The sequence below is a fragment of the Flavobacterium terrae genome (assembly GCF_900142035.1).
GTDB lineage: Bacteria > Bacteroidota > Bacteroidia > Flavobacteriales > Flavobacteriaceae > Flavobacterium > Flavobacterium terrae.
Map to the genome: position 1 here is coordinate 897,317 of NZ_FQZI01000001.1, position 15,689 is coordinate 913,005.

Below are 15,689 nucleotides of genomic sequence, written 5' to 3' on the forward strand. Positions count from 1 at the left end.
ATTCAAAATTAAATTACCTTTGCCTCGTTATGTAATAAGCTGATTAATTCATCTAAATTATCAGGACTTACTAATTTTACTGCCGATTTTGGAGCTGGTTTTTCGAATTTAACCGCTTTAGTAGCAGCATCTGCGCCAACTGGTTCTAAAACTTGTAAAGCTTTAGTTCTTGCTGTCATAATTCCACGCATGTTAGGGATGCGTAAATCTTTTTCTTCAACTAATCCTTTTTGACCACCAACAATTAAAGGAAGAGTAGTTGTAACTGTTTCTTTTCCACCGTCAATCTCACGAACTGCTGTAGCATTAGTACCATCAACTTTTAAATCAATACATGAGTTTACAAAGTTTGATCCTAAAATACCGGCAATCATTCCAGGAACCATTCCGCCGTTATAATCTAATGATTCTTTACCAGCAATTACTAAGTCGTAACCACCAGTTTTGATTACTTCAGCTAATTGTTTTGCAACAAATAAACCATCAGTTGGATTTGCGTTTATACGAATAGCTTCGTTTGCTCCAATTGCCAATGCTTTTCTTAAAGTTGGCTCTGTGTCAGGACCTCCAACATTAACAACAGTTACGTTTGCACCTTGCTGTTCTTGGAACCAAATAGCTCTTGTTAAGCCAAATTCATCATTAGGATTAATCACATACTGTACACCATTGGTGTCAAATTCAGAATCACCATTGGTAAAATTAATTTTTGAAGTAGTATCAGGCACATGGCTGATGCAAACTAATATTTTCATCGTTTAATAAATTGGTTTTTACAAAATTGAATCACAAAATTAAGTAAAAAAACCGAATAATAGTATGCGTGCATAATATTTTTTTGAAAAACTATTTCGTTTTCGTGAATTATATTCGATTTTAATCGAGTTAGTTGCTTTAAAAATGCTTTAAATGATTTAAAATTTTTATTTTTGCCTTTCAATTTTACAGAGATACATATATAATATGAGAACTATACAGTTTAGAGAAGCGGTTTGTGAAGCGATGAGCGAAGAAATGCGTCGTGACGAATCGGTATATTTGATGGGTGAAGAAGTAGCAGAATACAATGGGGCTTACAAAGCGTCAAAAGGTATGTTGGATGAATTTGGTCCAAAACGTGTTATTGATACGCCAATTGCTGAGTTAGGTTTTGCTGGTATAGCAGTAGGTTCTGCAATGAATGGTTGTCGTCCTATTGTTGAATTCATGACTTTTAACTTTTCATTAGTTGGAATTGATCAGATTATCAACAATGCTGCAAAAATGCGTCAAATGTCTGCAGGACAATTCCCGATGCCAATGGTGTTCCGTGGTCCAACTGCATCTGCGGGTCAGTTAGGAGCTACTCACTCTCAGGCTTTTGAAAATTGGTTTGCAAATACTCCTGGATTGAAAGTAGTTGTTCCATCTACTCCTTATGATGCTAAAGGTCTTTTGAAAGCTGCGATTCGTGATAACGATCCTGTTATTTTCATGGAATCTGAACAAATGTATGGTGATAAAGGTGAAGTTCCAGAAGGAGAATATACTATTCCACTTGGAGTAGCAGATATCAAAAGAGAAGGAAAAGATGTAACTATTGTTTCTTTTGGAAAAATTATCAAAGAAGCTTTAATAGCAGCTGAAGAATTAGCTAAAGAAGGTATTTCTGCTGAGGTAATTGACTTAAGAACAGTTCGTCCTATGGATTATGATTGTATCATTAATTCGGTTAAAAAGACAAACCGTTTAGTAGTTCTTGAAGAAGCTTGGCCATTTGCATCAGTAGCTTCTGAAATTACATATATGGTTCAAGAAAGAGCTTTTGATTATTTAGATGCACCAGTTCAAAGAATCACAACTGCCGATGCACCAGCGCCTTATTCTCCAACTTTGTTGAAAGAATGGTTGCCTAATGCACAAGACGTAATCAATGCTGTTAAAAAAGTAATGTATAAGTAATTGATTATTTACTAATTATTATTTGAATACTATAAATAAGTATATTTGAAACTTCATCTTTTTCGATGAAGTTTTTTTTTCAAAACAGTTTTAGTTTTTTTTGGAATAAAGATTGCATTGCTTTAAATGCCTAAGTAATATTTTATGAGACATATTTTTGCCTTAATAAGTTTGTTTTTTGTGACTTTGTCATTTTCTCAAACAAAAGTAAGTGGTTTAGTATACGATGATTTGGGAGGAACTGTTCCTTATGCAAATGTTTGTTTTAAAGGAACAAGAGAATGTGTTACTACAGATGAAAACGGTAAGTTTTATATTCAATCTGATAATAATCATTCAGTTTTAGTGGTTTCATATGTTGGTTTTGAAACTAAAGAAGTAAAGCTGACAAAAGCAGTAAACTACAATATGAAGATTGTTTTTGGTGGTGCTAACTTGTTAGAAGAAGTAAAAATTTATTCAGGTAAAACTTCAAAGAAAAATAATCCTGCATTAGATATTCTGAGAAAAATTTGGGAGAAAAAGCGTAAAAACGGGTTGTACATGTTCAATCAATACGCAATGAAAAAGTACGAAAAAGTTGAATTTGATATGAACTCAATTGATTCTGCTTTTATGAAAAATAAACTTTTCAAAGGAATGGAGTTTATATTTGATCAAATTGACACTTCAAGAATTACTGGAAAAACATACTTACCAATTTTCATTAATGAATCTTTATATGAGGTTTATGGAGATAATACTAATGGTAAGAAAAAGGAAGTCTTAAAAGCAAATAAAAATTCAGGTCTTGGTAACGGTAATGGCGTAGATACATTCATTAAGGATTTATATTCAGATTATGATATTTATAATAATTACTTAAACTTCTTTGATAAAAACTTCGTAAGCCCTTTGTCTAGAACAGGAATTAATACTTATAACTATGTTTTAGCAGATAGTACATATATTGATAAAAAATGGTGTTATAACATTGTTTATTATCCGCGCCGAAAAAATGAATTGACTTTTAAAGGAGATTTTTGGGTGAATGATACCACATTTGCTATCAAGAAAATTAATATGGCAGCTTCAAAAAGTGCTAATATTAACTGGGTAAAAGATATTTATATTGAGCAAGAGTTTGATGTGCTTAATGATTCTGTTTTCCTTCTTAAGCGTGATTATATGATGTCTGACTTTGCGCTAAACAAGAAAGAATCTTCTAAAGGAGTTTATGGAAAGAGAACTACAATTTTTGACGACCATAAATTTAATGAACCAAAAGAAGATAAGTTTTACAGGGAAAGTATAAATGATTTTGATCCTAATGTTTACAACAAAACAGAGGCTTTTTGGGACGAAAACAGAATGGAGAACTTAAGTAAAGATGAGCTTGGGGTTTATAAAATGCTTGATACATTAAAAACCGTAAAAAGGTTCAAACAGCTTTATAACTTAAGTACCATATTAGCGAGTGGCTATATTCAAAGAGGATTTATAGATTACGGGCCTATTTTTTCAATTTTTGGATACAACGATGTGGAAGGTCAAAGACTCAGATTTGGAGGAAGAACTTACTTTGGGTCTAATGATTTATGGAGACTTCAAGCATATACAGCTTATGGATTTAAAGACAATAAGTTCAAATATGGTGTGTCTGGAAAAGTAATGGTCGATAAGAAAAATAGAATCATATTGACTTTAGGAAATAGACGTGATGTTGAACAAATCGGGGTGAGTCTAACAACTTCGAATGATGTTCTGGGTAGAAGTTTTGCTTCCTCTTCATTCTTTGCCAGTGGAGACAATAGTAAATTGACCAATGTTAATTTGACTACTTTTCAGGCAGAAATGGAACCACTCAAAAACTTCGTTATTCAGGCAGGTGTTTCTTATCGAACTTTAGAGTCGGCATCGCCTACATTTAGTTTGAGTTATTTTCAGGATGGTGTTGTAAAATCTGCTTTGCAGCAATATGAATTCACAATGGGTATAGATTATACTCCTGGAAGAAAAACAGTTGGTTATGGAGTTGAAAGGCTTTTAGTTGATAATAATCATGCAAGAGTGTATGTGAACTTTAGCCAAGGAATAAAAGGTATTTTTGGAAGTGATTTCGATTATAATAAATTACAATTCTATTACCGTCAGCCTATATTCTTGGCTGGAATGGGTAGGTTGTTTACTACTTTCGAAGCAGGAAAAACATTTGGCACAGTTCCTTTGGGGTTAATGGCAGTTGTTCCAGGAAATCAATCGTATTTTGTGATTGATAATACATATAACTTAATGAATTATTACGAATTTATTACAGATCAATATACATCATTACATCTTGAGCATCATTTCAATGGAAGGTTTTTTTCTAGAATTCCTTTCTTGAAAAAACTAAATTGGAGAGAAATAGTTGGTATTAAAGCAGTTTACGGAAGTGTTTCAGACGAGAACAAAGCTATAAATGCATCAAATATAACCTACAGAGCACCAGTAGATGGATATTGGGAATACAATGCTGGAGTAGGGAATATCTTCAAATGTTTTAGACTTGATTTTTGTTGGAGAGGAAGTTATCTAAATTTACCAGATGCAAATAAATTTGGTATAAAAGGATCTTTTGGTTTCTATTTCTAGAATCTTTTTTCCACTATCCGCTATGTCTTTTTTGTGGTCATTAAGCGTAGTCGAAATGACTACAAAATTATGTCGCTAAACACTATTGAAGTGAACTGACAAAGCATCTGGGCTATTTTTTTACAAATGAAAGAAGCAATTCAATACCTAATTAAAAAAGATAAAATTTTTGGGCAAATCATAGATCAATATGGTTTGCCTGAAATTATACCATCGCGACCAGAAGGATTTGAAACATTAGTTTTGCTTATTTTAGAACAACAAGTTTCTATCGATTCAGCAAAAGCTACTTTTTTAAGAATGCGTAATTCTGTAGGCGAAATTATTCCTGAAAATTTAATTTCAATTTCTGAAGAAGAATTTAGATCATTTGGCGTTAGCCGACAAAAAGCAAAATACATCAACCATCTTGCTGATGCTATTTTGACAAACAAGATTGATTTGTCAACTCTGTCATTAATTTCTGCCGATGAGGTTCGTGAAAAACTAATTCAGTTAAAAGGAATAGGGAATTGGACTATAAATGTCTATTTAATGTTTAGTTTAAAAAAAGAAGATGTTTTGCCTATTGGTGATGTCGCAATAGTGAATACTATGAAAGAATTGCTAGGATTGCAAGAAAAAGAGGATATGGTAATTTATGCACAAAACTGGGCTCCACATAGAACATTAGCGTCATTTTTGCTTTGGCATCATTATCTCCAAAAAAGAGGTCGAAAAATAACCTATCAATATTAAGAAAAAGTAATTTTTTCAAAAACCTTTCATTTTTTTTACTCTGAGCTTGCCGAAGAGCTAACTTTTTGCCGTACCTTTGCACCCTCAAAAAAATAAAAAGGAAAGCAAAATGACTGCAGATAAAGTAAAAACTTTCGACGTTTTAGTTGAAATTCCTCGTGGAAGCCGAAACAAATATGAGTATGATTTTGATTTAAAGAGAATGCGTTTCGATCGTATGTTATTCTCTTCAATGATGTATCCAGCAGATTACGGTTTTATTCCAGAAACATTAGCATTAGATGGTGATCCACTTGATGTTTTAGTGTTGGTAACAAAACCAACTTTTCCAGGTTGTGTTATCGAGGTAAAACCTATTGGTGTTTTTCACATGGCAGATGATAAAGGACCAGATGAAAAAGTAATATGTGTTCCTGTATCTGACCCAATTTGGAATAAACTAAATGATTTAGGAGATATCAACCCGCACCTTTTAAAAGAAATCGAACACTTTTTCCAAGTATACAAAGATTTAGAAAATAAAACTGTTGATGTTGGAGGATGGGGTGATGTAAATGAAGCTCAACAGATTTTAAAAGAATGTATCGACCGTTTTAATGCAATCGAAAATAAACCAGAAGGATTATTTAGTATTCGTTAATTGTTTATAAGATAGTTTATTAAAAAAGCAACATTTTAATTAAAATGTTGCTTTTTTTTGTTTATATTGGTTTTAAATTAACTATAATTAAAATTTAACTAACCAAAACTAATTATGAATTCAATGATGATTTACATGCCAATTGTTATGGCATTAATTGGATTAGCCTTTATGGCTGCCAAAAGAGCTTGGGTGCTTAAGCAAGATGCTGGTGATGGAAAGATGAAAGAAATTTCAGATTACATTTACGAGGGAGCTTTAGCTTTCCTAAAAGCAGAATATAGATTACTTACTTTTTTCGTTCTTGGAGCGAGTTTAGTTTTAGCAGGAGTTACTTTTCTTCCGGGTGTTAAAACACATATGTTAATAGTTGTTGCGTTTATTTTTGGAGCCTTTTTTTCTGCTCTAGCTGGAAATATGGGAATGAAGATTGCAACAAAAACTAATGTTCGTACTACTCAAGCTGCAAGAACTAGTTTACCACAAGCTTTAAAAGTTTCTTTTGGTGGAGGTACTGTTATGGGATTGGGTGTTGCTGGTTTAGCGGTACTTGGTCTAACAGCTTTCTTTATTGTTTTCTTTAATTATTTCATGAAAGGAGCTTGGACATCAACAGAGGATATGACAGTTGTTTTAGAAACATTAGCTGGATTTTCTTTAGGAGCTGAGTCAATTGCATTGTTTGCTCGTGTTGGTGGGGGTATTTATACTAAAGCTGCAGATGTTGGTGCCGATTTAGTAGGTAAAGTAGAAGCGGGAATTCCTGAAGATGATCCTCGTAATCCTGCAACAATTGCAGATAACGTGGGTGATAATGTTGGAGATGTAGCAGGTATGGGAGCCGATTTGTTTGGTTCATACGTAGCAACAGTTTTAGCAGCAATGGTACTTGGTAATTATGTTATCAAGGATATGGGAGGAGCTATTCAAGATCAGTTTAATGGTATTGGCCCAATCTTGTTGCCAATGGCAATTGCAGGTTTTGGAATTTTATTCTCGATAGTAGGAACAATGTTGGTTAAAATCACAAGTGATTCTGCTAAAGAAGCTGAAGTTCAAAAAGCATTAAATATTGGAAACTGGGTTTCTATTGCTTTAACTGCAATTTCTTGTTTCTTTTTAGTACAACACATGTTGCCAGAAGTAATGACAATGGAATTCTTTGGTGAAGGAGCTCAAAAAATCTCATCAATGAGAGTGTTTTATGCAACTTTAATAGGATTATTTGTTGGTGGTGCAATTTCATCAGTAACCGAATATTACACAGGATTAGGAACAAAACCAGTATTAGCAATTGTTCAAAAATCATCAACAGGTGCTGGAACAAATGTAATCGCAGGTTTAGCAACAGGTATGATTTCAACTTTTCCAACGGTTTTATTATTTGGAGCAGCGATATGGTCAACATATGCTTTAGCTGGATTTTACGGTGTAGCTTTAGCAGCATCAGCAATGATGGCAACAACAGCTATGCAGTTAGCGATTGATGCTTTTGGACCTATTTCTGATAACGCAGGTGGTATTGCTGAGATGAGCGAATTACCTAAAGAAGTTAGAACACGTACAGATATTTTAGATTCTGTAGGAAATACAACTGCTGCCACAGGAAAAGGTTTTGCTATTGCTTCGGCAGCACTAACATCATTAGCTTTATTCGCTGCTTATGTTACATTTACTGGAATTGATGGAATTAATATTTTCAAAGCGCCAGTATTAGCAATGTTGTTCATTGGGGGAATGATTCCAGTGGTTTTCTCTGCTTTAGCAATGAATTCAGTTGGAAAAGCTGCAATGGATATGGTATATGAGGTACGTCGCCAGTTTAAAGAAATCCCTGGTATTATGGAAGGAACAGGTCGTCCTGAATATGGTAAATGTGTGGAGATTTCTACAAAAGCAGCATTACGTGAAATGATGTTGCCAGGTATTTTAACTATTGGTTTTCCAATCGCTATTGTTTTATTAGGTAAACTAGTTTATGGAAGCAATAACCAATTAATTGCAGAAATGCTTGGTGGTTATATGGCGGGTGTAACTGTTTCTGGTGTGCTTTGGGCTGTGTTTCAAAATAATGCAGGTGGTGCTTGGGATAATGCAAAAAAATCATTTGAGGCTGGTGTAATGATCAATGGTGAAATGACTTATAAAGGGTCAGACGCTCATAAAGCTGCAGTAACAGGTGATACTGTTGGTGATCCATTCAAAGATACATCAGGGCCATCTATGAATATTTTAATTAAATTAACTTGTTTAATTGGTTTAGTAATTGCTCCTGTTTTAGGAAGTGGTGCTCATGATGCCGAGTCTGGAGCTTCATGTTGTGCAAAAACAGAGAAGTGTGAGATGAAGCATTCAACCAAATGTGATATGTCTAAATTAAGCGCAATATCTAAAGAGGAATGTGCTAAAATGTGTGACGAAATGGGTTGTTCTGCAGAAGAAAAAGAAATGTGTATGGCACATTTTGATGAAAATGGTAAGTTTAAAGCTATTGACGGATGTAAAATGGAATGTTGTGCTAAGCCTATGACTAAAGAAATCAAAAAAGAAGTTTCTGTAAAAAAAGAAATGGTTGATGGAAAAGTTAAGGCTACTGTTACAACGGTTACAACTGAGAATGGAAAAACAAGTGAAGCTACCGAAGTGATTGAAGGAACTGAGGCAGAGGTTCAAGCAAAACTTGATGCTTTAAAAAAGTAAATAAATAAAAAAAGCTCCCAATTGGGAGCTTTTTTAATATTAGAATAATCCGTTTATTTCTGCATCAATTCTATTTATTATCATACCTAGATCTTCTGGGTTGTCTACAAAGTTGATATTGTCCACATCAATAATTAAAAGCTTTCCTTTATTGTAAGTTTGAATCCAAGCTTCGTAGCGCTCATTAAGTCTGCTTAGGTAATCAATAGATATAGTGTTTTCATATTCACGACCACGTTTGTGAATTTGACCTACTAGATTAGGAATAGAACTTCTTAAATAAATTAGCAAATCAGGAGGACCAACAAGGTTTTCCATTAGCTCAAATAGCGAAGCATAATTTTCAAAATCTCGATTACTCATTAAGCCCATGGCGTGTAAGTTAGGAGCAAAAATATGAGCATCTTCATAGATAGTTCTGTCCTGAATTATTTTTTTGCCACTTTCTCTGATTTTTAAAATTTGGCGAAAACGACTATTTAAAAAGTAAATTTGAAGGTTAAAACTCCATCTATCCATTGAGTGGTAAAAGTCATCTAGGTAAGGGTTTTCATCTACATCCTCAAAATGTGGTTCCCATTTAAAATGCTTCGATAAAAGTCTTGTCAAGGTTGTTTTTCCTGCTCCTATATTTCCTGCTATTGCTATATGCATTACGGTAAATTAATTTTATAATTGGTAATTCCTTCGGTGGTAAAAATAGCTAAATTTTGGTTTTTGTACTCAAAACTTTTGAAGCTTTTTTCAATATTGTCAACAGGAATTAATTTATCGTTTTCTAAATTCAAAAAAGTAAGTTTTTCCTTATTTTTCAACAGAATGAGTTTATCATCTGAAATAAATACCGTTTCAAATTCGGGAAGTTTTTTTATGAATTTCTTCTTTCCAAAAATGTCGCAACTATAAAAGTTGTTGTCTTGATCAATCCAGTAAAAATAATTAAAATCTGAACTGTAATTTTTAATTCCTTTTTCGAAAACAAGACCAATGGTTTGATAAGTGTTTTTGGTATAACTAAATAAACCTAGTTGCTGAGTCACTGAATTAAAAACCCAAAGATTGTTTTGTGATGCACTTCCAATGCCCGAGGCTATTATGTTATTATTAGTTTCAGAAAAATTTAGTTTTTGTACTTCATTGAGTTGGCTATCGAGAGCAATTACCGTATTAAAACTTTCATAGAATAAAATAACTCTCAAAGGATTTTGAATGTCTACTTTGGTGATTTTTCCTAATGAAGGATTTTTATATTGTAAAAACTCTGCTTTTTTCTTTTTGAAAAGAATGTTGTTTTTTATAAAGTATTGGAAACCCATAGAATCTTCTCCAATGTATTCATCTGCCTGAATAAATTGCTTGCTCATTTGTGAAGCCACTGGATTAGCGTATTGAGCATTTACAAATGAGGAGAATAATAATAGAATAAATGCTAATTTTTTCATAAAAGCTAATTTACAATTAAACTTTTAATCCGTTTCAATGTCTTATTTTTTATTTAACAAACCTTTAGTAACAAAAAACGAATTCATTCGTCATATTTGTTGTATTAAATCATTAATCATGAAAAAAATAATTTTTACAATCTCAACAATACTAATTTCTGCTTTTTCTTTTGCACAAGACTTTCAGGGAATGGCGGTTTATGAATCTAAAACTAGCACAGCAGATTTTAAGAGTAGAATGGAGGAAAACAAAGATATAACTCCAGAAATGAGAAAAATGATTGAAGAAAGGATGAAAAGTGTATTTGAAAAAACATTTTTCTTGAATTTCGATAAATCGGCTTCAATTTATAAAGAAGAAGAAAAACTTGAAGCTCCCGGAACTCAAGGTGGAGGATTTCGAATGATGGGATCCATGATGGGAGGTGGAGGTACTCACTACAAAAATATTAAAGAAAAAACCTTTGCTATTGACAAAGAAATGATGGGTAAAGAGTTTTTAATCCAAGATACACTACCTAATCTAAAATGGAAGTTGAGTCAGGAAACTAAACAGATTGGTGATTATTTGTGTTTTAAAGCTACTACTACTCAAAAGGCTACAAAATCTGATTTTAGAAATTTTAGAATGAAAAAAGCTGAGGAAAATAAAGATAAAAAACCAACTACTGATATAATGAAAGAAGGTGAATTACCAAAAGAGATCGAAGTGGTAGCTTGGTATACTCCAGAAATTCCTGTAAGTACTGGTCCTGAAAATTATCAAGGTCTACCAGGTCTAATTTTAGAAGTAAGTGCTGGTAAGACAACTATTTTATGTTCAAAAGTGGTAATGAATGTTAAAGATAAAAAAGAAATAAAAGCTCCTAATAAAGGAAAAGTGGTTACTCAAAAGGAATACGATGAAATTGTTACCAAAAAAATGGAGGAATTGAGAGAGATGAATCAAGGGAGAGGTGGAATGCAAATGAGAATAGGCGGCTAATTTTATAAACTTAACATATTTAGGGAATCTCGTTTGAGATTCCTTTTTTTGAAACCATGAAAAACATTACTTTATTTTTTTTATTCATTACAACTTTTTCATTTGCACAAAGCGTAAAATTTGAAGGCATAGTAAAAGATACCACTGGGGTTGCTTTAGAAATGGCTAATGTTATGGCCGTAAATCAGCAAACAAAAGCTGTCGATTCATACTCTATTACAAATGACAAAGGAAGATTCCAGCTTTTCTTGAATCCTAATGCTAGTTATAATGTTAGGTTTACCTTTTTAGGATTAAAAACTAAAAATGTTGCAATTACTACAGGTACAGAAAATATTACCAGAAATATTACATTAACAAATGACCCAACAGAACTTGCTACAATTGAAGTGGTAAGAGAAATGCCTGTTTCTGTAAAAGGAGATACTATTATTTATAATGCAGACTCTTTTAAAAACGGTACGGAAAGAAAGTTAGAAGATGTGCTTAAAAAATTGCCAGGCGTAGAGGTTAATAAAGACGGTGAGATTGAAGTTGAAGGGAAAAAGGTTCAAAAAGTAATGGTCGAAGGAAAAGATTTTTTTGATGGTGATACTAAAATTGCAACCAAAAATATTCCTGCTGATGCATTAGATAAAATCCAAGTACTTAGAAATTATAATGAAGTAACAAACTTAAAAGGATTAGAGAATAATGAGGAAAGCGTTGCCTTAAACATTAAATTAAAGGAAGGGAAAAAGAATTTTTGGTTTGGAGATATAACAGCAGGAATCGGTGTTGGCCATAAAGAAGACAGACATTTAATTAACCCAAAATTATTTTATTATAACCCAAAGTATAGTATTAATGTAGTTGGTAATTTGAATAATATAGGAGAGTTGCCACTAACTATGCAAGACTATTTTAAATTCACAGGTGGATTTAAAAACATGATGCGTAAAGGAGGAACTAATTTTAATGTCTCTTCAAATGATTTAGGAATTCTTGGTTTACGAAATAATAGAGCCAAAGATATCGATACTAAATTTGGTGCTGCTAACTTTAGTTATAATCCTTCAAAAGCATTAACGATTAGTGGTTTTGGTATTTTTTCTTCAAATGAATCACAAATAGAAACTAATTCAATTACAACAGGTTTGCCTAATAATGTTTCAGAAACAAGAAAAGATTTAGCAACACAGAGAACGGATTTAGGATTATTTAAGCTAAGTTCTAGTTATGTTCCGTCGACTAAGCTTCATTTTGATTATGATGCTTTATTGAAATTATCCGATCAAAAGGAAGCTACATCGGTATTCTCTAATTTGTTAAATGATATATATACAACTAAAAAACAACAACCATTATCTTTCAATCAAAATTTAAATTACTATTATACATTAAATGATAAAAATGTTTTTGCTTTTGAAATGCAACATTTGTATCAAACAGAAGATCCTTTTTACAATGCAAATCTTAAACAAGTACCAGTGTTTGCAAATTTGTTAACTGGATACAATCCTTTTCAAACACGAAACGACATCACTCAAAATAGATTCGTTAAAACGTCAAAATTAGATACTAAGTTTGACTACTATTATATGCTTACTGCAAAAAGTAATATAAATATTACTGCAGGTAACACATATTCTTATCAAAATTTTGATTCTAGTATTTTTCAAATCTTGAATAATAATGTTCAAAATGATTTGACAGCTCCAGAGAATAATAACGATGTGAATTATAATTTCAATGACGTGTTTTTAGGGTTACATTATAAATTTTTGACAGGTAAGTTTACTTTTAATCCAGGCTTTTCAGTACATAATTATCAAACAAATGATGAGCAATTAGGTGCTTCAAATAAAAACTCTTTTAATCGAATTTTGCCAGATTTTTATGCTTTATGGCAGTTGAAGAAATCAGAAACATTAACCTATAATTTCTCTCTGGCAAATAACTTTACTGATATAACTAAACTAGCCCAAGGATATGTGTTTTCTAATTACAACAGTCTTTTTAGAGGAAATAGATACTTAGAAAACTCTTTGTCACAAGTACATTCATTGAGGTATTTTAAATATAACATGTTTAATTTTGAAAATATTTTTGCGAATATAACCTACACAAAACAAGTTGACGCGGTAAAAAATAGAGCTTTGCTTATAGGTCCAAATAGAGTTTCTTCTGCAGTGAATATTGATTCAAATTTTGCTGATCAATCATTATCCGGTTTAGCAAATTATGGTAGATCATTTTTAAGATATTACAAAGCTTCTTTTGGGTTAAGTTTAAATTGGAGTGAATTTAATAATATTAGAGTGGCACAAGATGATTCAGAGTCTTTTCAAATAACAAAGTCTTTCGCTCAAAACTATAATTTAAAATTTTCTACAAATTTCAAGAAAGCACCTAATGTTGAATTAGCCTACAGTTATTCAGTTAATGATAATTTTAGTGATGTTTTTTATACAGATAGTCCATCAGTAAAATTAGAATACTTTTTTTGGGATGCTTTTTCTTTTACTTCAGAGTATAGTTATTTTAACAACAGGAATAAATCTAATACATCAAAAAATCAATATGACTTTTTAACTGCAAACCTGATGTATCAAAAGAAAGATAGTAGATGGGAATGGAAACTATCAGGAACTAATTTATTAAACACTACTTCTTTGAATGATAGTAGCTTTGATCAGTTAGGAGGGCAAAGTAGTTTTTCTGCTTACTCGGTTCAACCGAGATATATAATTCTTAGCTTAAAGTATGCACTATAAAAAAAGCCCTGCATTGCGGGGCTTTTTTTCTTGTAAAACAAAAAACAAATAATAAATGATTTATTATAGGTTGTGTTTTTAAATAATCTATAGTTTGTTTAGTTTGAGTTTTGATTTTTTAAGCAAAAATATCTTTTAAAGTGAAACTTAAAAATGAGAAATAAAAAAAACCGACATAAAGCCGGTTTTAATCGATAAAAATATTTTTTTATAAGTTAAAAGAAGCTTTTACTTGATCTACATAATCTAATTTCTCCCATGTAAATAACTCTACAGTTACAGTTTTTTCATTACCGTTAGGAGATTTGAAAGTTTTAGTAACAGTTTCTGGTTTACGTCCCATGTGGCCATAAGCAGCTGTTTCACTATAGATAGGATTTCTTAACTTTAATCGTTGCTCGATGAAGTAAGGTCTCATGTCAAAAATTTCTTCAACTTTTTTGGCGATTTCGCCATCAGTTAAATTAAGTTTAGAAGTCCCGTAAGTATTAATGTAAATTCCCATTGGTTTTGCAACTCCAATAGCATAAGATACTTGAACTAAAATCTCATCAGCAACACCAGCCGCAACTAAATTTTTAGCTATGTGTCGAGTTGCATAAGCAGCAGAACGGTCTACTTTTGATGGATCTTTTCCTGAAAAAGCTCCACCACCGTGAGCACCTTTTCCACCATAAGTATCAACAATAATTTTTCTTCCAGTTAAACCAGTATCTCCGTGAGGTCCACCAATTACGAATTTTCCTGTAGGGTTTATGTGGTACTGAATTTTATCATTGAATAAATGTGCGTATTGTGGATATTTAGCAATAATTCTAGGAATTAATATCTCGATAATATCTTTTTTGATTTTAGCTAACATTTCTGCTTCTGGACCAAAATCATCGTGTTGAGTTGAAATTACAATAGCATCGATACGAACCGGTTTGTTATTGTTATCGTATTCTAAAGTTACCTGTGATTTTGCATCAGGACGTAAATAGGTGATAGCCGAATTTTCTCTTCTTAAAGCAGCTAATTCTTGCAATAATTTGTGAGATAAATCTAAAGCTAAAGGCATAAAGTCAGTAGTTTCGTTAGTCGCATAACCAAACATCATTCCTTGGTCACCAGCGCCTTGCTCTTCTTTGCTTGCTCTGTCAACCCCTTGATTAATATCTTGTGATTGCTCATGAATAGCAGATAAAACACCACATGAGTTAGCTTCAAACATGTATTCGCTCTTTGTGTAACCAATTTTTTTAATTACTTCACGAGCAATGCTTTGTACATCAAGATAAGTTTTAGATTTTACCTCTCCAGCTAAAACTACTTGACCTGTAGTTACTAAGGTTTCACAAGCTACTTTAGATTCTGGATCGAAAGCTAAAAAGTTGTCAATTAACGCATCAGAAATTTGATCAGCTACTTTGTCTGGATGACCTTCACTTACAGATTCTGACGTAAATAAATATGCCATAATAAAATTATTTTTTAATTAATTTTAGTGAAGATAAAAAAAATAAGATTGCAGGGAAAGTGCTAAAGGAGTTTTCTGCTTTAGCATTTTTTATTGAGGTTGCAATCAGTACAAATTTTTCCTCACGATTTTCGAGTGCAAATGTATGAAACGAAATTGAATTCCAAATTATTCTTAACTTTTTTTTGATAAATTATGAAATATTCAAATTTCTAAATACGTAGTATTTAAATATAACTCCAAAAAGAAATTATGTTAAAATTCAATTTTTTGTTTGGTCAATTCAGAATTACTTCTAAACTTTGCAACATCAAAATGAAAAAAATAATGAATTCAATTAAGCGATATATGTGTATTACAATGTGTGGAAATATTCTGCAGAGGGACACTGTTGCTTAATTTTGAATGAATCAAA

The 15,689-nt window shown here is 32.1% G+C and carries 11 protein-coding genes; 7 read left to right on the forward strand and 4 right to left on the reverse strand.

The features are described from left to right. Positions 1–8: 8 nt before the first annotated feature. Complete coding sequence (locus BUC09_RS03985) at positions 9–755, reverse strand: electron transfer flavoprotein subunit beta/FixA family protein (protein WP_073308869.1); 747 nt, start codon at positions 753–755, stop codon at positions 9–11. Positions 756–963: 208 nt separating this feature from the next. Between BUC09_RS03985 and BUC09_RS03990 the strand changes: the two genes are divergently transcribed. The 5 genes from BUC09_RS03990 (at position 964) to BUC09_RS04010 (ending at position 8,632) form a co-directional block, all read left to right on the forward strand. Continuing rightward, positions 964–1,941, forward strand: coding sequence for a pyruvate dehydrogenase complex E1 component subunit beta (locus BUC09_RS03990; RefSeq protein ID WP_073308870.1), 978 nt, complete (start codon positions 964–966; stop codon positions 1,939–1,941). A 144-nt stretch (positions 1,942–2,085) separates the two neighbouring features. After that, positions 2,086–4,554, forward strand: coding sequence for a DUF5686 family protein (locus BUC09_RS03995; protein WP_073308871.1), 2,469 nt, complete (start codon positions 2,086–2,088; stop codon positions 4,552–4,554). Positions 4,555–4,680: 126 nt separating this feature from the next. After that, complete coding sequence (locus BUC09_RS04000) at positions 4,681–5,292, forward strand: DNA-3-methyladenine glycosylase family protein (protein WP_073308872.1); 612 nt, start codon at positions 4,681–4,683, stop codon at positions 5,290–5,292. 109 nt (positions 5,293–5,401) lie between these two features. Next, entirely contained in the window at positions 5,402–5,932 is a 531-nt protein-coding gene (locus BUC09_RS04005; RefSeq protein ID WP_073308873.1) for an inorganic diphosphatase, read from the forward strand. A gap of 114 nt (positions 5,933–6,046) precedes the next feature. Next, on the forward strand, positions 6,047–8,632 hold the full coding sequence (locus BUC09_RS04010) for a sodium-translocating pyrophosphatase (RefSeq protein ID WP_073308874.1): 2,586 nt from the start codon (positions 6,047–6,049) through the stop codon (positions 8,630–8,632). A gap of 39 nt (positions 8,633–8,671) precedes the next feature. Here the strand turns inward: BUC09_RS04010 and BUC09_RS04015 are convergent, their stop codons facing one another. Both BUC09_RS04015 and BUC09_RS04020 read right to left on the reverse strand, forming a co-directional pair. After that, positions 8,672–9,286 carry a deoxynucleoside kinase gene (locus BUC09_RS04015; protein ID WP_073308875.1) on the reverse strand — a complete coding sequence of 205 codons (615 nt, stop codon included), beginning with the start codon at positions 9,284–9,286 and terminating at the stop codon, positions 8,672–8,674. Then, a complete protein-coding gene (locus BUC09_RS04020; protein WP_073308876.1) occupies positions 9,286–10,074 on the reverse strand; it encodes a hypothetical protein in 789 nt (262 codons plus the stop codon). The genes BUC09_RS04015 and BUC09_RS04020 overlap by 1 nt, the downstream gene beginning before the upstream one ends. A gap of 118 nt (positions 10,075–10,192) precedes the next feature. Here BUC09_RS04020 and BUC09_RS04025 point away from each other — a divergent pair, with 118 nt between their 5' ends. Then, positions 10,193–11,059 carry a GLPGLI family protein gene (locus BUC09_RS04025; protein ID WP_073309052.1) on the forward strand — a complete coding sequence of 289 codons (867 nt, stop codon included), beginning with the start codon at positions 10,193–10,195 and terminating at the stop codon, positions 11,057–11,059. A gap of 56 nt (positions 11,060–11,115) precedes the next feature. Next, a complete protein-coding gene (locus tag BUC09_RS04030; protein ID WP_073308877.1) occupies positions 11,116–13,815 on the forward strand; it encodes a carboxypeptidase-like regulatory domain-containing protein in 2,700 nt (899 codons plus the stop codon). Between the two features lie 208 nt (positions 13,816–14,023). Here the strand turns inward: BUC09_RS04030 and metK are convergent, their stop codons facing one another. After that, a complete protein-coding gene (metK, locus tag BUC09_RS04035; protein ID WP_073308878.1) occupies positions 14,024–15,274 on the reverse strand; it encodes a methionine adenosyltransferase in 1,251 nt (416 codons plus the stop codon). Between the last annotated feature and the right edge of the window lie 415 nt (positions 15,275–15,689).